The 20,559-nt window shown below is 55.7% G+C and carries 21 protein-coding genes; 10 read left to right on the top strand and 11 right to left on the bottom strand.

All coding sequences use genetic code 11. The annotated features are described in order from the left end of the window. Window positions 1-135: 135 nt before the first annotated feature. The 6 genes from CWM66_RS13295 to CWM66_RS13270 all read left to right on the top strand — a co-directional run bounded on the left by CWM66_RS13295 (window position 136) and on the right by CWM66_RS13270 (window position 6,059). The gene (locus tag CWM66_RS13295) at window positions 136-450 is read left to right on the top strand and encodes a PTS sugar transporter subunit IIB (protein WP_007369429.1); all 315 of its coding nucleotides are present in this window, start codon (window positions 136-138) and stop codon (window positions 448-450) included. 12 nt (window positions 451-462) lie between these two features. Continuing rightward, on the top strand, window positions 463-1,791 hold the full coding sequence (locus tag CWM66_RS13290) for a PTS sugar transporter subunit IIC (protein ID WP_064562586.1): 1,329 nt from the start codon (window positions 463-465) through the stop codon (window positions 1,789-1,791). Between the two features lie 12 nt (window positions 1,792-1,803). Continuing rightward, the gene (locus CWM66_RS13285) at window positions 1,804-3,192 is read left to right on the top strand and encodes a glycoside hydrolase family 1 protein (RefSeq protein WP_007369427.1); all 1,389 of its coding nucleotides are present in this window, start codon (window positions 1,804-1,806) and stop codon (window positions 3,190-3,192) included. Window positions 3,193-3,197: 5 nt separating this feature from the next. Further along, entirely contained in the window at window positions 3,198-3,509 is a 312-nt protein-coding gene (locus tag CWM66_RS13280) for a PTS lactose/cellobiose transporter subunit IIA (RefSeq protein WP_007369426.1), read from the top strand. 146 nt (window positions 3,510-3,655) lie between these two features. Further along, window positions 3,656-5,035 (top strand): carbohydrate porin, encoded by a 1,380-nt coding sequence (locus tag CWM66_RS13275; protein ID WP_090397934.1) that lies wholly within the window; start codon window positions 3,656-3,658, stop codon window positions 5,033-5,035. A gap of 109 nt (window positions 5,036-5,144) precedes the next feature. Further along, a complete protein-coding gene (locus tag CWM66_RS13270) occupies window positions 5,145-6,059 on the top strand; it encodes an EamA family transporter (RefSeq protein ID WP_071921723.1) in 915 nt (304 codons plus the stop codon). 100 nt (window positions 6,060-6,159) lie between these two features. Here CWM66_RS13270 and nepI read toward each other — a convergent pair whose 3' ends face one another. The 5 genes from nepI to ivbL form a co-directional block, all read right to left on the bottom strand. Continuing rightward, window positions 6,160-7,338: a purine ribonucleoside efflux pump NepI gene (nepI, locus tag CWM66_RS13265; protein WP_107146756.1), complete on the bottom strand. Its 1,179-nt coding sequence runs from the start codon at window positions 7,336-7,338 to the stop codon at window positions 6,160-6,162. 98 nt (window positions 7,339-7,436) lie between these two features. Next, a complete protein-coding gene (locus tag CWM66_RS13260; RefSeq protein ID WP_107146755.1) occupies window positions 7,437-7,889 on the bottom strand; it encodes a DUF1198 domain-containing protein in 453 nt (150 codons plus the stop codon). Window positions 7,890-8,015: 126 nt separating this feature from the next. After that, window positions 8,016-8,300 carry an acetolactate synthase small subunit gene (gene ilvN, locus CWM66_RS13255; protein ID WP_007369420.1) on the bottom strand — a complete coding sequence of 95 codons (285 nt, stop codon included), beginning with the start codon at window positions 8,298-8,300 and terminating at the stop codon, window positions 8,016-8,018. Window positions 8,301-8,303: 3 nt separating this feature from the next. Then, on the bottom strand, window positions 8,304-9,992 hold the full coding sequence (gene ilvB, locus CWM66_RS13250) for an acetolactate synthase large subunit (protein ID WP_107146754.1): 1,689 nt from the start codon (window positions 9,990-9,992) through the stop codon (window positions 8,304-8,306). Window positions 9,993-10,095: 103 nt separating this feature from the next. Then, window positions 10,096-10,194, bottom strand: a complete 99-nt coding sequence (gene ivbL, locus CWM66_RS29095) for an ilvB operon leader peptide IvbL (protein ID WP_139227959.1) — start codon at window positions 10,192-10,194, stop codon at window positions 10,096-10,098. Between the two features lie 513 nt (window positions 10,195-10,707). Between ivbL and tisB the strand changes: the two genes are divergently transcribed. From tisB to emrD, 3 genes are all read left to right on the top strand, one after another. After that, window positions 10,708-10,797, top strand: coding sequence for a type I toxin-antitoxin system toxin TisB (gene tisB, locus CWM66_RS13240; protein WP_064562565.1), 90 nt, complete (start codon window positions 10,708-10,710; stop codon window positions 10,795-10,797). A 119-nt stretch (window positions 10,798-10,916) separates the two neighbouring features. Then, entirely contained in the window at window positions 10,917-11,750 is an 834-nt protein-coding gene (locus CWM66_RS13235; protein ID WP_007369417.1) for a DMT family transporter, read from the top strand. Window positions 11,751-11,927: 177 nt separating this feature from the next. Next, entirely contained in the window at window positions 11,928-13,112 is a 1,185-nt protein-coding gene (gene emrD / locus CWM66_RS13230) for a multidrug efflux MFS transporter EmrD (RefSeq protein WP_079517163.1), read from the top strand. On the opposite strand, the gene CWM66_RS13225 is transcribed toward emrD, so the two are convergent. Then, a complete protein-coding gene (locus CWM66_RS13225; RefSeq protein WP_035886867.1) occupies window positions 13,015-14,076 on the bottom strand; it encodes a cellulase family glycosylhydrolase in 1,062 nt (353 codons plus the stop codon). The two genes, emrD and CWM66_RS13225, sit on opposite strands and share 98 nt — an antisense overlap. A 187-nt stretch (window positions 14,077-14,263) precedes the next feature. On the opposite strand from CWM66_RS13225, the gene CWM66_RS13220 reads away from it, so the two are divergent. After that, the gene (locus CWM66_RS13220) at window positions 14,264-15,580 is read left to right on the top strand and encodes a D-serine ammonia-lyase (protein WP_107146753.1); all 1,317 of its coding nucleotides are present in this window, start codon (window positions 14,264-14,266) and stop codon (window positions 15,578-15,580) included. Between the two features lies 1 nt (window position 15,581). Here the strand turns inward: CWM66_RS13220 and CWM66_RS13215 are convergent, their stop codons facing one another. The 5 genes from CWM66_RS13215 to CWM66_RS13195 all read right to left on the bottom strand — a co-directional run bounded on the left by CWM66_RS13215 (window position 15,582) and on the right by CWM66_RS13195 (window position 20,500). Next, entirely contained in the window at window positions 15,582-16,703 is a 1,122-nt protein-coding gene (locus CWM66_RS13215; RefSeq protein ID WP_158262947.1) for an anaerobic sulfatase maturase, read from the bottom strand. 10 nt (window positions 16,704-16,713) lie between these two features. Continuing rightward, window positions 16,714-17,064, bottom strand: a complete 351-nt coding sequence (locus tag CWM66_RS13210) for a DUF202 domain-containing protein (RefSeq protein WP_007369412.1) — start codon at window positions 17,062-17,064, stop codon at window positions 16,714-16,716. Then, window positions 17,054-17,401, bottom strand: coding sequence for a YidH family protein (locus CWM66_RS13205; protein WP_007369411.1), 348 nt, complete (start codon window positions 17,399-17,401; stop codon window positions 17,054-17,056). The genes CWM66_RS13210 and CWM66_RS13205 overlap by 11 nt, the downstream gene beginning before the upstream one ends. Window positions 17,402-17,564: 163 nt before the next feature. Further along, window positions 17,565-18,887, bottom strand: a complete 1,323-nt coding sequence (locus tag CWM66_RS13200; protein WP_072440490.1) for a 6-phospho-alpha-glucosidase — start codon at window positions 18,885-18,887, stop codon at window positions 17,565-17,567. After that, the gene (locus tag CWM66_RS13195; RefSeq protein WP_007369409.1) at window positions 18,884-20,500 is read right to left on the bottom strand and encodes an alpha-glucoside-specific PTS transporter subunit IIBC; all 1,617 of its coding nucleotides are present in this window, start codon (window positions 20,498-20,500) and stop codon (window positions 18,884-18,886) included. The genes CWM66_RS13200 and CWM66_RS13195 overlap by 4 nt, the downstream gene beginning before the upstream one ends. Window positions 20,501-20,559: the final 59 nt, after the last annotated feature.

Genomic DNA, 20,559 nt, shown 5'->3' with positions numbered 1-20,559 from the left:
AATCCAATAAAAAAGCCTTATGGGTAGCAGATGTTGATAGCTATCACACTTCTGTGGAGAAAAAATGGAAACCGGTTTCCATATGATATCCAATCATCCCCGCAATAACTTTTTACACTTCGAGGATGGTTAACGATGTTCAGGATTATGTTGTGCTGCTCTGCCGGGATGTCCACCAGCTTGTTGGTGAGAAAAATGCTTGAGGCGGCGAAGGAACGGGAGCTGCCAGTGGAGATCGACGCGTACGGCGTCGCGGAATTCGACACACAATTTCCGCGTTATCAGGTCGTGCTTCTCGGACCGCAGGTTAAGTACATGTTAAATACACTGTCAGAAAAGGCCGCCGCACACGGCATTCCGGTTCAACCCATCAATCCGATGGATTACGGCATGCAACGCGGTAATGAGGTACTGGACTACGCTTTGTCGCTGATTGAAGCGGCGCATTAAAAAGGTGTTCTTATGAGTTCCTTATATCAATCAATGATTACGCTTATTGAGCAATCCATTACGCCGCTGGCCGGTCGTCTTGGACAGCAGAAGTACGTTATCGCCATCCGCGACGGTTTTACCGCTGCGCTGCCGTTTATGATCATCGGCTCCTTTATGCTGGTGTTTATCTTCCCACCGTTTTCCGCCGACACCACCGTCGGTTTCGCCCGCGCCTGGCTCGATTTCTCTACCGAATACCGCGCGCAACTGATGCTGCCGTTTAACCTCAGCATGGGAGTGATGACGTTTTTTATCTCCGTTGGGGTTGGCGCCAGCCTCGGTCGCCAGTTTAACCTCGACCCGGTGATGACCGGCCTGCTGGCGTTTATGGCGTTTCTGCTGGTTGCCGCGCCGTATGCGGACGGCAAAATCTCCACCCAGTATCTCTCCGGCCAGGGCATTTTTACCGCCTTGCTGACCGCCATCTACTCGTCGCGCGTTTACGCCTGGCTCAAACAGCACAACATCACCATCCGCCTGCCGAAAGAGGTTCCAACCGGCGTGGCGCGTTCGTTTGAGATTTTGATTCCGGTGGTGGTGATCATTGGTACGCTGCACCCGCTGAACCTGTTTATCGAAGCGCAAACCGGGATGATCCTGCCGCAGGCGATTATGCACCTGCTGGAGCCGCTGGTTTCCGCCTCTGATTCCCTGCCCGCCATTCTGCTCTCCGTGCTGCTGTGCCAAATCTTCTGGTTCGCCGGTATTCACGGTTCGCTGATTGTCACCGGCATTATGAACCCGTTCTGGATGGCCAACCTCTCTGCCAACCAGGCCGCGCTGGCAGCGGGCGCTGCGCTGCCGCACGTCTATCTGCAAGGCTTCTGGGATCACTATCTGCTGATTGGCGGCGTGGGTTCAACCTTACCGTTGGCGTTCCTGCTGCTGCGTAGCCGCGTCGCGCATCTGCGTACCATTGGCAAAATGGGCGTTGTGCCAAGCTTCTTCAACATCAACGAACCGATTCTTTTCGGTGCGCCCATCATCATGAACCCGATGCTGTTTGTACCGTTTGTCTGCGTGCCGTTGGTTAACGCCGTGCTGGCTTACACCGCGACCAAAATGGGCCTGCTGGCACAGGTGGTTTCGCTGACGCCGTGGACAACACCCGCGCCAATCGGTGCCTCATGGGCGGCGAACTGGGCCTTTAGCCCGGTGGTGATGTGCCTGATTTGTATGGTGATGTCTGCCCTGATGTATCTGCCATTCCTGCGGGCGTATGAACACTCGCTGATGAAAGCAGAAGAACAAAAAGCGCAGACCAGCGCACCGATGACGGAAACCGTCCGCAGTAACTAAAAGGAGTCGGTAATGAAATATGTTTTTCCCGCAAACTTCTGGTGGGGCAGCGCCTGCTCGGCACTGCAAACCGAAGGGGAAAGCCAGCAAGGCGGTAAAAGCGCCACTACCTGGGATACGTGGTTTGCCCGCGAACCGTGGCGTTTTCACCAGCAGGTTGGGCCGCAGGAGACCTCGACGTTTTACCGCCACTGGCGGCAAGACATCGCGCTGTTGAAGCAGCTTAATCACAACAGTTTTCGTACTTCGCTGAGCTGGTCGCGCCTGATCCCGGATGGAACCGGTGAAGTGAACCCGCAGGCAGTCGCCTGGTACAACGACGTAATCGACGAACTGCTGGCGCAGGGAATTACGCCGTTTATCACGCTGTTTCACTTCGACATGCCGATGGTAATGCAGGAGAAAGGCGGCTGGGAAAGCCGCGAAGTGGTTGAGGCTTTTAGTCGCTACGCGCAAATCTGCTTTGAGCTATTCGGCGATCGGGTGCAGCACTGGTTTACCTTTAACGAGCCGATCGTTCCGGTCGAAGGCGGCTATCTGTACGATTTCCATTACCCGAACGTGGTGGATTTCAAACGCGCGGCGACGGTGGCGTACCACACGGTACTGGCTCATGCCAGCGCTGTCAGAGCATTTCGCGCCGGGCACCACTCCGGCGACATCGGCATTGTGCTGAACCTGACGCCGTCTTATCCGCGCTCGCAACATCCTGCGGATGTGAAAGCGGCACACCACGCGGATTTGCTGTTTAACCGCAGTTTTCTCGACCCGGTACTGCGCGGCGAGTATCCCGCTGACCTGGTGGCGTTGCTCAAAGAGTACGATCAGCTCCCCGCCTGCCAGCCGGAAGATATCTCGCTGATTGCAGAAGGGAAAATCGACCTGCTCGGCATCAACTATTACCAGCCGCGGCGGGTAAAGTGCCGGGACAGTGCGGTCAATCCCGATGCGCCATTTATGCCAGAGTGGTTGTTTGATTATTACGAAATGCCAGGTCGTAAAATGAACCCGTATCGCGGGTGGGAAATTTACGAGCCAGGTATTTACGATATTCTCACCAACCTGCGTCTGAATTATGGCAACCCACGCTGTTTTATTTCTGAAAACGGTATGGGCGTCGAGAATGAAGAACGCTTTATTGAAAACGGACAAATTAACGACAGTTATCGTATTACCTTTGTTCGCGATCACCTGAAATGGCTACATAAAGGAATCAGCGAAGGCTGTAATTGTCTTGGTTACCATATGTGGACATTTATTGATAACTGGTCATGGTGTAACGCATATAAAAACCGCTATGGTTTTGTGCAATTAGATCTGGCAACTCAGCAACGCACTATTAAGAAAAGTGGAGAGTGGTTTGCCGCCACCGCCGCGCTTAATGGTTTTACTCAGGAATAATGATTATGGTCGCACTTGAAGAAGCGGTAATGGAAATTATCGTCAACGCCGGACAGTCGCGTAGCTTGTGCTTTGAGGCACTGCGCTCGGCCAGGGAGGGCAATATTGAAGAAGCCCGCAGCCTGCTGCGTGAGGCCGATGGTTATTCGCGCCAGGCGCACAAAATGCAGACGCAATTGATTGAGCAGGATGCCGGTGAAGGCCGTCAGCCAATGACGTTAATTATGGTGCATGCCCAGGATCATTTAATGACGTCATTACTGGCCCGCGAATTATCTGAAGAAATTATTCAACTGCATTCATTATATCGACAGTAATAAATGGAGAATTGATTACGGTAAATCTTAATTAATCTGTACCCGACTCTACAAAATAAATATTAGTTTTTGGTGATGGCAATATTTTTACCCTGCCAGCGCAGGGTAACTATTGTCTGCGAATAACTTACTAAATTGAGATAACCATGAGAATAAATAAAATACTTCCAGTGGCGCTGGCGGTTACGGCCACCCTTTGCTCTGGCTCCGCCTTCGCACAAGAATTTACGCAAGAGCAAATCGATGCCATTGTCGCCAAAGCGGTCGATAAAGCACTGGCGGAACGGCAGGCCAAAATGGATGCCGCCATCAATAAAAAAGCAGATGTCATTGTTGAACCACAAACCACCGCCCAGGAGCCGGATAAAGCCATTCCTTACGGCGTGAAATTCAGCGGCTATGCCCGCTACGGCGCGCACTTCCAGTCTGGCGATCAGAAATATGTCGGCGTCGATGGTTCCTATAATGGCGCCTCCGCCATTGGTCGTCTGGGTAACGAAGGCAACGGCGGCGAGTTCCAGCTTTCGAAAGCGTTTAAAGGCGACAACGGCGCAATCTGGGACGTTAACGTGATGTTCGATCACTGGGGCGACGAAGTTAACCTGAAAAAAGCCTATGCCGGGGTAACCAACCTGCTGGCCTCGAACCCGAATGCTTACTTCTGGGCGGGGCGCGACTTCCACCAGCGTCCGCAACAGGGCATCAACGACTACTTCTGGATGAACCATGATGGTCAGGGCGCCGGGGTGAAAAACTTCGATATTGGCGGCGTACAGTTTGACGTAGCTGCCGTGGCGGCCGTGGAATCCTGTAGCCCGGAAGTGCTGGAGGATGAAGCCAACCCGTCACGTATTACCTGTACGGGCAGTTCGAACGTCGGGGACAAGGGTAACTATGCGGTCACCTCGAAAATTCACGGCATGAAGGTCGGCCCGCTCGATCTGGAGATCTATGCCAACTACGGCTTTGACTCCAAAGCGATCGAAAGCGAAGACCGCCTGCGCGCCTGGCAGGGCGGCGTGGTGCTGAGCCACACCTATGACCATGGTGTGAACAAAGTGATTGCCCGTTATTCCGATAACGCGGACAACAGCGTATTCAACAAAACCGACGATCTGACAGCGATTTACGCCAGCTTCGAAGGCAACTACAAGTTCAGCCAGCAAACCCAGGTGGAATACCTGCTGGCCTTCCACGATTACGATAACAGTGCCAACAAAGCCGATAACCGCCGCAACTATGGCGCGATTATTCGTCCGATGCACTGGTGGAACGATGTCCATTCAACCTGGCTGGAAGCCGGTTATCAGCGCGTCGACTATGACAATGGCGGCGATAACCACGGCTGGAAACTGACGCTGTCGCAGAACATCTCAATTGCGATGGGGCCGGAATTCCGCCCGATGCTGCGCTTCTACGTAACCGGCGGCGAAGTGGATAACAAACGTACCGCGCGGGTCAATGGCACCGACGACAGTACGCTCGATTCGTTTAACGTCGGCGCAATGTGGGAAGCCTGGTTCTGATGTAAAACCGGAGGCGGTCACCCTCAGCCGCCTCCGGTTAATCTCTGTACATGTGTTATGATGCGCGCCTTATCAATAAGCAATCAGCATGACAGAGTTGGGTTAAAAGATGGGTTCCACAAAAAAAGGGATGCTTTATGTACTGGCAGCCGCGGTGTTATGGGGCAGTTCCGGGGTTTGCGCGCAGTACATCATGGAGAAAAGTCATATCCCGTCACCGTGGTTAACCATGACGCGGCTGCTGTTTACCGGCATCATTTTGCTTACGCTCTCTTTTGTGCACGGCGATAAAATTTTCGCCATCCTGAAAAACCGCAAAGATGCCATCAGCCTGCTGATCTTCTCACTGTTTGGCGCGCTGACCGTACAACTGACCTTTTTGCTGACCATCGAAAAATCCAACGCCGCTACCGCCACGGTACTGCAATTTTTATCGCCCACGATCATCGTGACCTGGCTTGCGCTGGTGCGGAAAGCACGCCCCACCATGCCGGTTGTTACGGCGATTTTCACCTCACTGATGGGGACTTTCCTGCTGGTGACGCACGGCAATCTGACGTCGCTGTCTATCTCACCGCAAGCGCTGCTGTGGGGGATCGTTTCGGCGTTTTCCGCCGCGTTCTATACCACTTATCCCTCGGCGCTGATCGCCCGGTACGGCACGCTACCGATTGTCGGCTGGAGTATGTTGCTGGCAGGGCTGATGCTGGCGCCGTTTTTTGGCGGGCAAGCGGAAAGTGTGGCGGTAGATGGGCACCTGCTGATGGCGTTCTTCTATCTGGTGGTGATCGGCACGGCGCTCACCTTTAGCCTCTATCTGAAAGGCGCGCAGATGATTGGCGGCTCGAAGGCCAGCATTCTGAGCTGCGCGGAACCGCTGAGCAGCGCACTGCTCTCGGTGGTACTGCTTGGCGTTGCTTTCTCTTTACCGGACTGGCTTGGCACGCTGTTGATTGTCTCGTCGGTACTGCTGATCTCCTGGGATTCGCGCCGCAAAATGCGGCTCGCCAGCGCCTCGGCGTGACATTCTCCGATGGCGGCAACGCCTTATCAGGCCTACGCGCTGTGCAATACGCGAACACTCTGACCGGGTAAGCGCAGCGCCACCTGGCGAATTGTGGCGTTTACGCTTTTACCCGCACCTTCGCCGCCACCAGCAGCGCGGTCAGCAGCATCAGGCTGCCAGAGAGCACCAGCGGCGACAGCAAACCATAATGATCCAGCGCGAAACCACCAATCGCCGCGCCGCAGGTATTGGCAAGCTGAATCACCGCCACCTGAATGGAACCGGCTTTTTCCGCCTGATCGGCAAGCGTACGGGTGATCCAGGTTGACCAACCCACCGGCACCAGCGCAAAACCCAGCCCCCAGATGATGGCGATCCCCGCGGCAACGACTTTATCGCTGCCCCACAAAATCAGCACCAGCGCGCTGACAGCCAGCGTCAGCGGTGCAAGGGCGAGCGCCATTTTGACCGAACGCTTCATCACCATGGAAGAGAAGGACGTTCCGACAAAGCTGGCGATACCAAAGCTCAGCAGCACCAGCGTTAAGCCATCGACGCTAAACCCGGCCAGGTTCATATATACCGGACGAATATAGGTAAAGAACGAGAACTGCCCGGCGAAGACCATAAAGATGGCGATCATGCCCGCCAGTACACCAGGGCGTTTGAGCAGGCCAAACATATTCTCGTGATGTTCGGTTTTGCCCGGCAGCGACGGCAACGCCCGCCACACCCAGAGAATGCAGATCGCTCCCATCAACGCCGCACCGTTAAAGACATTGCGCCAGCCGATAATGCCGCCGAGGAAACTGCCCAGCGGCGCGGCGATCACCAACGCAATCGACACTGCGCCAAAAATCACCGACAACGCTTTCGGCACGGTACGCATCGGCACCAGACGTATGGTCAGCGAAGCCGACATCGCCCAGAAACCGCCGAGCGCCAGCCCCAGACAGGCGCGGCCTGCCAGCAGCAGCGTAAAGTTAGTAGCAAAGGAGACCAGCAGGCAAGAGAGGGTCAGCAGTACCGCAAAGGCGATCACCACATAACGCCTGTCGGCGGCGCGGATCACCGTCGTAATAAACAGGCTGGCAAACATAGCCACAAACGCGGTTACCGTGACCGTTTGCCCGGCCACGCCTTCGGAAACGCCCAAATCCAGCGCCATTGGCGTCAGCAGGCTCACCGGTAAAAACTCCACGGTGATCAGACAGGCAACGCAAAAAGCCACCGCGAAAACGGCTGACCAGTTAGGACGGGTTACCGCGTCCGGTTGCGCCACAGTTTGCTCACTCATTTGTCACCTGCTTAGTTATTCGTCGTGAAGGTCGCGCAGTGTAACATTCATCATCTGTGACGCAATTAACAATTCGGCAACTCATTTTATGATGGGGATCAGTGCAGCCAGTGGACGCCCTCTTGCGGGATAAACTGGGCGTTATAACGCAGCTGGAAGTTGTTCAGTTCGATGGTATCCGGCTCCAGCTCGCGTAAAAACCCGAGTGCCAGACGCACCTGCGCATCGGTTATCGGCGCGGCAAGCCGCGCTTTTTGCATCAGCCGGTGCCAGTATTGCAGGTTCTGTTCGCTGCTATCGACAATGGAAACCTGCCAGATCAGCAGCACCTGCGCCGCATTTTGCAAATGTGCTTCATCCGGGCGCGCCAGGTAACTTAAGTACTCACTGCCCGCCGTTTTGCCCATCTGATCCATCATCGATTCCACCGGAACGGGTTGAATGTTAAGCCGGTCGGTGAGACGGCGGATCGCCCGCCGGGAATCAGAGGTTAACACTCTGAAGCCAATCACAAAAACAACCACCAGCGTTGCCAACATCAACCAAATCATACCTGCTCCCGGTGCGTAAAAGAGGCTCATCATACGGGGAAATCCCCTCTGACGCACAGCCGTAAAAACAGCCGTAAGCCGACAATTAATTATCGGCTTACCGGGCGCTTCGCATAAATAGCGCGATTACTCGAAGAACAGCCCCAGTTTGTTAAACACGCCCGGATCGCTCTGGTGACGGATGATTTGCACCACATCTTCCAGTTTGTCGATCTGGCTTATCATCTGCTCCAGCCGCTGGTCGTTGGCAACCTGTAGCCAGATGCGGCTCTGTTCGCCATTTTGTAGCGGTAAACAGAGAATACCTTCCACGTTGAATGCACGGCGCGCGAACAGCCCGCAAACATGCGTCATGACGCCCGGATGGTTACGCACGGTGAGTTCGAGAATGACGTTATCAGTTGTTTGCATGGCTTATTCCCCCACCATTTCTGTATTTGCCGCGCCCGGCGGTACCATCGGATAAACTTTTTCTTGCGGGTCGATACGGACATGGATCAACGCCGGGCCAGGACGGGCGATGATCTCCTGCAACGCGGCCTGCGGATCGGCGGCGGCGTTTAAATCACACGTTTGCAGGCCGAAACCTGCAGCGATCTGCATAAAATTAACCATCCCCGGATAGGTTGCCGCAAACACGCCAGATTTATAAAACAGGCTCTGCTGCTGGTGAACCAACCCCAGTGCTTCGTTGTTCATCAACACGATCTTCACATCGAGGTTATTCTCTGCGGCAGTGGCCATTTCCTGAATGTTCATCATCAGGCTGCCATCGCCGGAGAAGCAGATAACTTTGCGATCCGGGTTCGCCAGCGCGGCGCCAATGGCGGCAGGGAGACCAAAACCCATGGTGCCCAGCCCGCCGGAAGTCAACCACTGACGCGGGCGGTTAAGCGGGTACGCCTGTGCCGTCCACATCTGGTGCTGGCCCACATCGGTCGTAATAATGGCGTTATCATCAACGCAAGCCGCAACGGCGTTGATCAGACCGTAGTGGCTCAGCGGATCGCCGCCCTGCGGAATGGCGCCCGGAAACTCGCGTTGCAGTTGCTCAACTGTGTTACGCCAGGCGTAGCGGGAGTGCGCCTCAACGTGCGGGATCAGCGCGTCAAGCACTTCGCCGACATCGCCCTGGATCGCTACATGCGCCTGCTTCACTTTGCCCAGCTCCGCGCGGTCGATATCGACATGGATAATTTTGGCATTCGGGCAGAACTGCTCTGTTTTACCAATTGCCCGGTCATCAAAACGCGCCCCCAGCACCACCAGTAAATCCGCCTCTTGCAGGATAAAGTTGGTGCTGCGTGCGCCGTGCATCCCCAGCATGCCCAGCGACAGCGGGTGTTGCTTCGGCAGCATGCCGAGCGCCATCAGCGTCATGGTGGTCGGCAGGTTGGCTTTCTCCGCCAGATGACGAATCTGCTGCGGTGCATTGATTACCCCGCCACCGAGATAGAGCACCGGACGCTGCGCGGCATTGATCATCTCTGCGGCTTCGCGCACCGCCTGCGCATTCCAGGCCGGGGCCGGGGTTTTGTAGCCAGGTTCCGGCAGTTCGCTCAGGGTGATTTCCGCCGTCTGCACATCTTTAGGAATATCTATCCACACCGGGCCAGGGCGGCCGGACTGCGCAATGCGAAACGCATCGCAAATTACCTGCGGCAGTTCGGCGATGTCACGCACCAGGTAGTTGTGTTTGGTGATGGGGATAGAGATGCCGTAAGTGTCCACTTCCTGAAACGCATCGGTGCCGATCATTGAGGCGGGTACCTGGCCGGTAATGCAAACCAGCGGGATGGAGTCGAGGCGCGCATCGGCGATGGCGGTCACCAGGTTGGTCGCACCCGGCCCGCTACAGGCCAGACATACCGCCGGTTTACCCTGCGTACGCGCCATGCCCTGCGCAATAAAACCTGCGCCCTGCTCGTGGCGCGCCAGCACATGGCGAATCTGTTTGCTCTGGCTGAGCGCGTCGTACAGCGGCAGAACCGTACCGCCAGGAATGCCGGTTACCGTGGTGATGCCCTGTCGTTCCAGTAAATGAACAATCAGTTGCGCGCCAGTGTAGCGCGTGGGTTGTGATGTGCTGCCCGAACTTGCCATGCTCCAGTCCTTTTCTTCTGGGCCAGCTTTCCGGAGGGGGTTAAACGAAAAACCCCGCCGGTTTGCGCCGGCGGGGTTTTGGAATCGTGTGTTGTTCCGGACCCTACGGCGCATTGCCGACGACCACCACCACACGCACGACGACCACCGCGGCGTTATGCGCGGTTTTTAGTAGGTTCATCGACATTGTGGAAGCGTTCATTAGGGACCTGTCTGTCATGTAATTAACAGGATTTATACAAACACAGGATTTCGTCGCCGACAACTGCTTTTTACGCACCCGCAGAAAACTGCGCGGCGGATCACGTTTGGTTATGCAGCCGCTGAAAACAAAAAACCCCGCCGGAGCGAGGTTTTTATACAGTTTTTTGCGGTTGGTGGCCGCAAACACACTGCGTTACGTCAACAGTGGAACTATACGCGGAAACAGGCCGCCGCGCAATTTTCAGGCGTTTTTTCCCGCATTGAGTATGGATCAAGGTCAAAATTTCGTCCAATAAATACTGTATATATAAACAGTGTTAATATATACTGACCTTGCTAATCAGTGTGCAGGGGCCGCAATTCTACGGCGCAAACAAGTCCTGGCTGAAACGGGTGGTGCCGTCAGCGCCTTAACCCCTAAGCGAGCACACTGCGTTACGCCAACAACACGGCTGACAACAGGCAGCGGAAAGGTAAGCCAGCCGGTGCTCCTGAACCAGAGGAGACGCGTATGAGCGGAATGGAACTGTTTATTCTGATCCTGAAACTCATTGTTGCTTTGTTGCAACTGCTTGAAGCTGTCCTGAAATTCCTGCGTTAATTCAGGTTCAAGCCGCACCAAAGAGGGGCGGGCAACCGCCCCTCTTTAACACCGCTAATCTGGTATCCGCTGCGGGCGGCATGTTACATTTTGTTGACAACTCACTCGCCCGGGCCACCATGACACTCTCCGTTTTCTGCATTTTGCTATTTGCCGCTCTGCTTCATGCCAGCTGGAATGCCATTGTGAAATCCGGCAGCGACAAACTCTATTCGGCAATTGCCGTCAGCGGTTCCGCCGCGCTGATCGCGCTGATTTTGTTACCTTTCTCGCCACAGCCGACGCTCGCCAGCGTGCCTTATCTCGCCGTCTCGTGCGCGTTGCAGGTGGTTTACACCGTGCTGGTGGCAAAAACGTACCAGGTTTCGGATATGAGCCAGACCTATCCGCTGATGCGCGGCACCGCGCCCCTGCTGGTGGCGCTTATCAGCGTACTGATCCTCGGCGATTCGCTTTCTGGCGTGGCGTGGGGCGGTATTGCCGTGATCTGCCTGTCGATACTGGCGATGGCGTTTAACGGACGCACGCAGTCACGCAAAGGGATCTGGCTGGCGCTGATTAATTCGGGGTTCATCGCGGGTTACACGCTGGTCGATGGCACCGGCGTTCGTCTTGCCGGTTCTGCGCTGGGCTACACATTATGGACCTTCTTCCTTAACGGTTTTTGCCTGTTGTTGTGGGCGATGCTGGCGCGGCGGCAAGAGGTGACGCGTTATCTGGTCGCCAACTGGAAAAAGGGCATTCCCGGCGGCATCGGCACCATGGGCTCTTACGGCCTGGCGCTGTGGGCGATGACGCAAGCGCCGCTGGCGGTCGTCGCTGCGCTGCGCGAAACCTCAATTCTGTTCGGCGCTCTGATTGCGTTTGTTCTTCTCAAAGAGCAGGTTGCCGGGCTGCGGATTGTTGCCGCCTGTGGCATTGCCGCCGGTGCGATACTGCTGCGCCTTTCCTGAAACTTACTGGCAACAAAAGTTGCCGAATGTTGTCTATAAAACCTGCCTGTCTCCCTCCTGTCTTTGCACCGGATAATTGTGGTTCTGTCATCTGGCTGTGCTAGATTTCTCCGGCATTAAGGCTGTATTGCAGCCATATATTCTTTAATCCTCCATTTTTTAAAAGTAATCATCGACATGAAAAGGCAGAGAAACGTCAATTTGTTATTGATGCTGGTGCTTCTGGTGGCTGTCGGGCAGATGGCGCAAACCATCTATATCCCGGCGATAGCGGATATGGCGCTCACCCTGAATGTTCGCGAAGGCGCGGTACAAAGCGTCATGGCTGCATATCTGCTGACTTACGGTGTCTCTCAGCTCTTCTATGGCCCGCTGGCGGACAGAGTCGGTCGCCGCCCGGTGATCCTGGCCGGAATGAGCATCTTTTTGCTGGCGACGCTGATCGCCATTACCACGCACAGCCTGTCGATGTTAATTCTGGCCAGCGCCTTACAGGGCATTGGCACCGGCGTGGGCGGCGTGATGGCGCGAACGCTGCCGCGCGATCTGTATGCCGGTACGGAACTGCGTCACGCCAACAGTTTGTTGAATATGGGGATTTTGGTTAGTCCGCTGCTTGCGCCGCTGATCGGCGGTGTGCTGAATACGCTGTTTAACTGGCGCGCCTGTTTTATCTTTTTGCTGGTGCTGTGCCTGGTCGTCACCTGGAGTATGGCGCGCTGGATGCCGGAAACCCGGCCAAAAGACGCGCCGCGCATCCGCCTGCTGGCCAGCTACAAAACCCTGTTCGGCAACGGCGCATTTAACTGTTACCTGCTGATGTTGATTGGCGGTCTGGCCGGGATTGCGGTCTTTGAAGCCAGCTCGGGCGTATTGATGGGCGGCGTGCTGGGCCTGAACAGCATGACGGTCAGCGTCCTGTTTATTCTGCCAGTGCCAGCGGCCTTTTTCGGCGCGTGGTTTGCCGGGCGGCAGAACAAGCGCTTTACTTCGTTGATGTGGCAGTCGGTGATCTGCTGCCTGGCGGCCGGTCTGATGATGTGGCTCCCGGGCATTGTCGGGGTGATGAATATCTGGACGCTGATCGTGCCCGCCGCGCTGTTTTTCTTCGGCGCCGGAATGCTGTTCCCGCTGGCGACCAGCGGCGCAATGGAGCCATTCCCGTTTCTGGCGGGCACCGCGGGCGCGCTGGTTGGCGGGTTGCAGAACATCGGCTCTGGCGGCCTGGCGTGGCTCTCTTCACAACTGCCGCAGAACGGCCAGTTTAGCCTTGGGATGCTGATGACGCTGGCGGGGCTTTTAATTCTGTTGTGCTGGCTGCCGCTGGCGACGCGTTTTTCTCGCCATGAACCGGTGATTTAACCTCATGATGGCCCGGCCTCGCGTCGGGCTTGTCGCACTCCGGCGCAATCATCATTTTCAATAACGGCTCCGGCCCTGGCCGCCATGCGCCCTCTTCGCCGTCATAAAATTGCGTATCGGTATTGATCGCATAGGGAATTTTCACCTTATTCAGTTCGCAGGCCATAAAACGGGCGAAAGCCATTTGTGATTCGGTGGGCGCATTTTTAATGGATTCGCCTACCGCCCAGCCGCCAACCCAGCTGGCATGCCCGGATTTCTGCTGCCAGCGCACCGCTGTATTAATCCGCGCGCGAATGGCGGCTTTTTCCGCCGCCGTGCCCGATGTCCACGGATATTTACCGTTATTTTTCAGTGGCCCCCACGGGAAAATGTGCCACTCGGCCAACAGATAGTTCTGGCTGTGTGGCGGCAGTTTCAACGAGGAGAGATCTTCCGGCGCGGCGCGCATACGCGGGGCAATAAAAATCATGCGTTGAGCGTCGATATCATGCAGGGTGCGCACGACATTTTCATAAGCGCGATTCAGGGCGGGCAAATCGCGGTTAAGTTTGTCAGCCGGTTCATAAATCACATCAAAACCGAGCATCGGGTGCCCGGTACCGAAAAAATTCGCTACCGTTGACCACCACGCCACCAGTTGCGCTTCGTTTTTGGCGTCCGGATCGGCTTTGAAGCTGTCTGCCTGATAGGCAATTACCGGAATCACCCCATACTGTTCGCAGGCCTCTACCAGTTTACGCAGGTGGATCAGCCGCGCTTCCGTCATATTATCGGCAACGCGAATGCGTACATGGCGGATACCAGCGTCGTAGAAATCACGCACAATCAGCGGGTCGAACTCGCGGATACCCCGATCGGTACGCGCCCAGTCGACATCCATCCCCACCCCCAGCTTTTGCGCATATTGCGCCGCCGTCAGCGGAGTATCAGCGGCAAACACAGAGGTTCCCGCCAACAGCATAACAACTGCAATCAGTGGTTTTAACACAGTTGACCTTGTGAAAATCAGGGATGAATACATGTATTTAGCATGCTTGCGTTTACACGTGTAGCAGCAAAACGTAATAAATTCTCAAAACCGCGACCCACTTGCACCGCTGGCTGATTCCTGTTTTCTTTAACGCTCCGATTCTTACGAAAACGAACCGATGAAAAACCCCGACATTCAGAAACTCATCCAGCAGTTTCCGCTTATAGAGCAGTTGATCGCGCTGAAAGAAACGCAGTGGTTTAACCCTAATAGTACCTCCGTTGCACGCGCTTTGCCGCATGTTGGCCTGACACAACAGGATGTTAGCGAGGCCCACGCGCGGCTTGCCCGCTTCGCACCGTTCATTGCGCAGGCTTTCCCGGAAACGGCGGCAAGCCGCGGCATGATTGAATCTGACGTGGTTCCGATTCCGGCAATGCAGCGCCGCCTCAGTCCGGATATCACCGGCGAGCTGTGGCTGAAAAAAGACAGCCATTTGCCGATTTCCGGTTCTATTAAAGCGCGCGGCGGCATTTATGAAGTACTGACCCACGCGGAAAAACTGGCTTTCGCCGCCGGATTACTGACGCCGGATGACGATTACAGCAAACTGTTGTCGCCTGAATTTGCCCGTTTCTTCAGCCAGTACAGCATCGCCGTTGGCTCCACGGGAAATCTGGGGTTATCGATCGGGATTATCAGCGCGCGGCTTGGTTTTCACGTCACGGTACATATGTCAGCCGATGCCCGGGCATGGAAAAAAGCGCTACTGCGCAGCCACGGCGTAAACGTGGTGGAGTATGCCGAAGATTACGGCGTGGCCGTTGAACAAGGGCGCAAAGCGGCGGAAGCGGATGCGAACTGCTTTTTCATTGATGATGAGAACTCCCGCACCCTCTTTCTGGGCTATGCCGTCGCCGGACAGCGCCTGAAAGATCAGTTCACACGGCTTGGCAAAGTGGTGGATAACGCGCATCCGCTGTTTGTCTATCTGCCGTGCGGCGTGGGCGGCGGGCCTGGCGGTGTCGCCTTTGGTCTGAAGCTGGCGTTTGGCGACGCGGTACACTGTATTTTTGCCGAACCAACGCATTCTCCCTGTATGTTGCTGGGCGTGTATACCGGGCTACATGACGGCATTGCGGTGCAAGATCTGGGGATTGATAACCAGACGGCGGCCGATGGTCTGGCGGTCGGGCGCGCTTCCGGCTTTGTCGGACGGGCAATGGAGCGCCTGCTGGACGGCTTCTACACCGTTGATGACAACACACTTTACCAGCAACTCGGCTGGCTGGCGCAGGAAGAGGGCATTCAACTGGAGCCGTCAGCGCTGGCGGGAATGTCCGGGCCGCAACGGATTTGCAGCAACAGCGGCTATCATCAACTGCACGGCTTTAGCCCTGAACAACTGGCGCAGGCCACCCACCTGGTATGGGCCACCGGCGGCGGAATGGTGCCCGCCGATGAGATGGCGCACTATCTGGCGAAAGCCCGCTAAATCAGCCGCTCCGGCGCAGCCAGGCCATCAGTTCGACAGGGGAGCGCCGTTGGCGCAGCAGATCGCGCATCACGCGCATATGCGGCGCGCTGTGGCTGAAAAAGCGGTGATAACCGTGGCAAAGCGCGCTTCTTCCCTCAACGATGCGGTGCTTCGGGCAGTCGCCCCGGCAAAAACGCAGCATGTCACAACGCAGGCAGACTTCGCTGAGGCTGGCTTTTTTACTCTGCCCAAAAGCCGCTGCTTCATGGCTGGCGTTGAGCGTTTTAATCGGGATCTGATGCAGATTGCCCAGCCGGTAATCCGGGGAGACATAGTGATCGCACTGGTAGAGATCGCCGTTCGCTTCCAGCGCAAAAGCGTGGCCGCAGGTCTCGCCTAAGCTGCACATTTGCGACGGATAGCCGCTCCAGACGCCGAGCGTGGAGTCAAATAACTGCACGTAAACGCGGCCAATATCTTCCCGCACCCACAAGTCGAATATCGCGGTAAGAAAGTTTCCCCAGGCTTCGCCGCTGACCGATTCGGCAGACAAGCGCCCCTGCGCGTCCTGCTCCACCAGCGGAATAAACTGCAAAAATGGCGTACCAAGCGCACGTAAATAGCGATACAGGCGCTGCGGCTGCTGGCTATTGAGATTATTGACGACGCACAGCAGGTTGTACTCGACCTGATGTTTATTCAGCGTCGCAATGGCATTAAGGACTTTCGGGTGTGATGGTTTGCCGCTGCGGTTCACACGGTAAGCATCATGCAAATCCGCCGGGCCATCGATGGAAACGCCCACCAGCCAGCCGTTGTCATGAAAAAAACGGCACCACTCCTCATTCAGCAGAATGCCATTCGTCTGGAAGGCGTTTTCAATACGTTTGCCATTGGCGTGCTTTTTTTGCAGGGCAGCAACGCGCTGAAAGAATTCCAGCCCGCAGAGCGTCGGTTCGCCGCCCTGCCAGGCAAACGGCACTTTTTCGCCCGGCTGGGCGTCGATCTGCTGGCGAATAAATGCCTCCAGCGTGGTGTCATCCATAACATTTTGCTGCGGTTTTTCGAGGTAAAAACAGTAGCGGCAGTTAAGGTTGCAGCGTGAACTGGCGGGCTTAGCCATAACGTGGCAGCCTGGCATGCAAACATCCTCACAAGATAAGAATAAGCTGACGGATATGCGTTACAGCAAACAGTAATGCGAGGGAAAGCACCGCGAGGGAGATCAATAATTTGTCACGTATTGCGCCGGGCAAGGCGAAATCGCTTTTATTGACGTCCATTAAGATACGCTTATGGGTGTAGCGCCAGAGCAGTAACGCGGCCAACGCCAGAATGATGAGCGAGATCCAGAAAGGCATGCCCGAATGTTGCCAGTTATGCCTGACCGCCAGCGCCATCAGCGCGCCGTAGCCGAACAGCGTGCGCAACCATGCCAGCGATGTTCGTTCCGGTTGCAGGCCAGGATCCGTTTCGCGCCGGGCTTTGCGGTTATCCGGCATAGAACACCAGCACCATCACCACCAGCGCAACCGCCAGCAGCGCCACGCTTATTACCATCAGCACGCGGGTATAGGGCAGATCTTCTTTCAGGCGCATCGCTTTTTCATTGCGCAGCCAGCGCAGATAGCCATAGAGCGCCAGCGCGCCGGAGAAGAGACACAGCAGCAGCGCCAGCACTTCACGAATCAGCGGCGTGGCAAACTGCGGCGCTAACTGGTCCAGCCCAACGCCCGCCGCGAGAAACCCCAGAGCAGTGCGGATCCAGGCAAGAAACGTGCGCTCATTCGCCAGCGAGAAGCGGTAGTCCGGCGCTTCACCGACGCGGGAAATTTTCATCTGTTCTCCTTCCACGTTGATAACCTTGCCGGCATTACCCCTTCTTGCAACGGTAAAGGGAAAAACCGCTCCGGCCAGGCCTTCAAAGTAGCGGATAAACTGACGCTTTTCGACTCTTTCGCGCAATGGAAAGCCGGCACCCTGACGGTGCCGGACAGGAGAATTAATGCAGCGGCGGCCAGTACGCTTTGTTCGCTTCCAGCAGATCGTCGAGAATCGCTTTCGCCACCGTCGCACTGGGCACAGTTTTCGACAGTGTGATCGCCTGCCACAACTTCTGGTAGGAGCGCTGTTCCCAGGCATCAACCACCAGTTTTTCCACCGCCACCTGCTGGCTCATCAACCCTTTCTGGAAGTGCGGAATATCACCGACCGTCAGCGGTTCCGGGCCGTTTTTCCCCACCAGACAAGGAATTTCTACCATCGCATCGGCATCAAAATTATGAATGGCACCATTGTTCGTCACGATCAGCAACATGCGCTCCTGGGTGTTAAAGGCAATGGCGGTAGCCAGATCGACAATGTAAGAGGCATGTTCGTCAATCTCCAGCTCACCGGCGGAAGACTTCCCGGCAGCAATAATCGCCCGGCAAGCGCCAAACACCTGCTTCTCACGATGATCCATCACCTCATTGGCACGCGTACGTTCCGGGTTACTGTGAGCAACCACGTAATCCGGGAAGAAGTAATACTTCAGATAAGTGTTTGGCATGGTATCCGGGTCGAGCGCCTGCACATCTTTCGCTTTGGCGAACGTATCGTTCCAGCTTGCTTCGGTATGTGCGTTATCCGCTGGCGGAACATAACCGTGTTTCGCCACATATTCGCGCAATTTCGGCATCAAATCGTTACCGTTCAGATCTTCAATTGATGTCCACCAGCCGAAGTGGTTAAGCCCGTAGTAGCGTACCCGCATCTCTTTGCGGTCTTTCAGACCGACAATTTGCGCCATCCGTCCTTCAATGCCGATAGGCATATCGCAGATGTTAAGAATTTTGGCCTGCGGGCGCAGGCGACGCGTGGCTTCCGCGACAATTGCTGCCGGGTTGGAGTAGTTAAGCATCCACGCATTGGGTGAATATTTTTCCATATAATCAACCAGCTCCAGAACGCCGCCGATAGAACGCATACCGTAGGCGATACCGCCAGGCCCGCAGGTTTCCTGGCCTAATACACCGTGGCGCAGCGGGATTTTTTCATCTTTTTCACGCATCGGGTATTTACCGACGCGGATATGCGCCATCACAAAATCGACATCGGTAAAGGCTTTTTGCGGGTCGGTGGTGTAGCTGAATTCAATCTCCGGCGCCTGCTCCTGCAGGATAATTTTGCAGGCTTCGGCGATGGTTTCCTGGCGCGCGCCATCGTTGTCATAAAATTTCAGCGCCCGCAGCGGGAAGCGATCGCGGTTTGCCAGCAACATCAAAACGATACCGGGGGTAAACGTGCTGCCGCCGCCGGCGATAACCACTGAAAACTGTTTCATGATACTGCCTCCGTCATGGTGGATGGTTCATTGGTCAAAGGGGTTTTCATCAGGGATTCAAGCTGGTCGCGCAGCAGGGGAACATGCAGGCCGACAATCACCTGGATGGCGTTGCCGCGTCGCACAACACCGTGCGCGCCCAGCGCTTTAAAGACGTCGTCGCTTTGGGTTTTCGCCGTATCGACCAGCGTGATGCGCAGCCGCGTCGCGCAGTTATTGACGCTTTCGATGTTTGCCGCACCGCCCAGCGCCTGCAAAAATCCCGCAGCCTGGCCCAGCGAGTCTTTCGCTGCCGCCGTGGTTTGTCCGCGCGCTGCTTTGTAATCGGCCTTGCTGTAGAGTTTGATTTCACTCTCTTCCCGGCCGGGCGTTTTCAGGTTTAAGACGGCGATCAACGTGCGGAAAACGACGAAATAGAGCGCGGTAAAACAGAGGCCGATGGCAATCTGGGTGAAAACCGTCGCAGCATGGTTATGGAACATCGGGATCCAGTTTTGCGGCAGAAACTGGTCGAGCAGCCCACCGCCCATATTGCCCACCACACCAAAGCTATACATTACCGTCGCCATCGTCGCTGCCAGTACAGCGTGAACAGCAAACAGCAGCGGGGATATAAACAGGAAGGTGAATTCCAGCGGTTCAGTAATGCCCACCAGTACAGCCGTCAGCGTTGCGGGGATCAGCAGTCCCGCGACTTTGACGCGGTTTTCCGGCGCGGCGGTATACCAAATCGCCAGCGCGATGCCGATGGAGCCAAACACTTTCGAGTTACCATGCAGGGCAAAGCCGCCTTCCGGGAACAGAACTTTTAGTGGTTCGGTACTCTGGCTGAATGCCTGTAGATGTTGCGCCCAGTACATCTGAATACCGCCTTCCACCGCCGCCGGGCCGAAGATAAAGGGGCCGTAGACAAAGTGGTGCAGCCCGGTCGGGATCAGAATGCGTTCCAGGAAAGTGTAAATCCACACGCCCAGCGCCCCGGCAGAGCGCAGAAAAGTCTGCAACGATTCAATGCCAAGCTGCACTTTCGGCCAGCCCAACAGCGTCAGCCAGGCGCAGGGGATCATCACCAGGAAGGCGATAATCACCACAAATGAGGTGCCCTGGAAGATGCCGAGAAACACGGGCAGCGGTTTGTCGAAAAAGCGGTTATGGATGGCGGTGACAATGCCGGAAATCGCAATCGCCCCGATAATGCTGGTGTCGAGAGTTTTGATCCCGGCAATCAGCGTTAAACCGCTGCCCGCCGTGGGTTCAATGCTAAAATCGACGCCAAAAAAGTGACCCCAGGTCATTCCCATGGCGTTAATGAAGTAATTCCAGGTCAGAAAACTGATCAGCACCGCCAGGCAGGCTCGCCCTTGCGCCTGTTTTGCCAGCCCAATCGGTAAACCGACGGCGAAAATCAGCGGCATATTGCGAAACACCGCCCAGCCGCCCTCTTCGATGATATGGACACATTGCGCAAACAGATTGTCGGGTGCGGTTAATGTCGCGCCGACAAACAGGGGATTACTCAGCATGATGGCAATACCCACCACCATACCGGCGAACGGGAAGAGCAGCACCGGTGTGAACATAGCGCCGCCGAAGCGTTGTATTTGACTGAGCATCATAGAATCCTCATGTAACAACTTGTAGGGGGTAGAGGCCTTGTTGGTTTTTTGTGGAC

Source organism: Kosakonia sp. H7A, from assembly GCF_003028445.1.
Lineage (GTDB): Bacteria > Pseudomonadota > Gammaproteobacteria > Enterobacterales > Enterobacteriaceae > Kosakonia > Kosakonia radicincitans.
The sequence above is the reverse complement of the archived record's forward strand: the minus strand, read 5'-3'. Positions and strand labels throughout refer to the sequence as shown.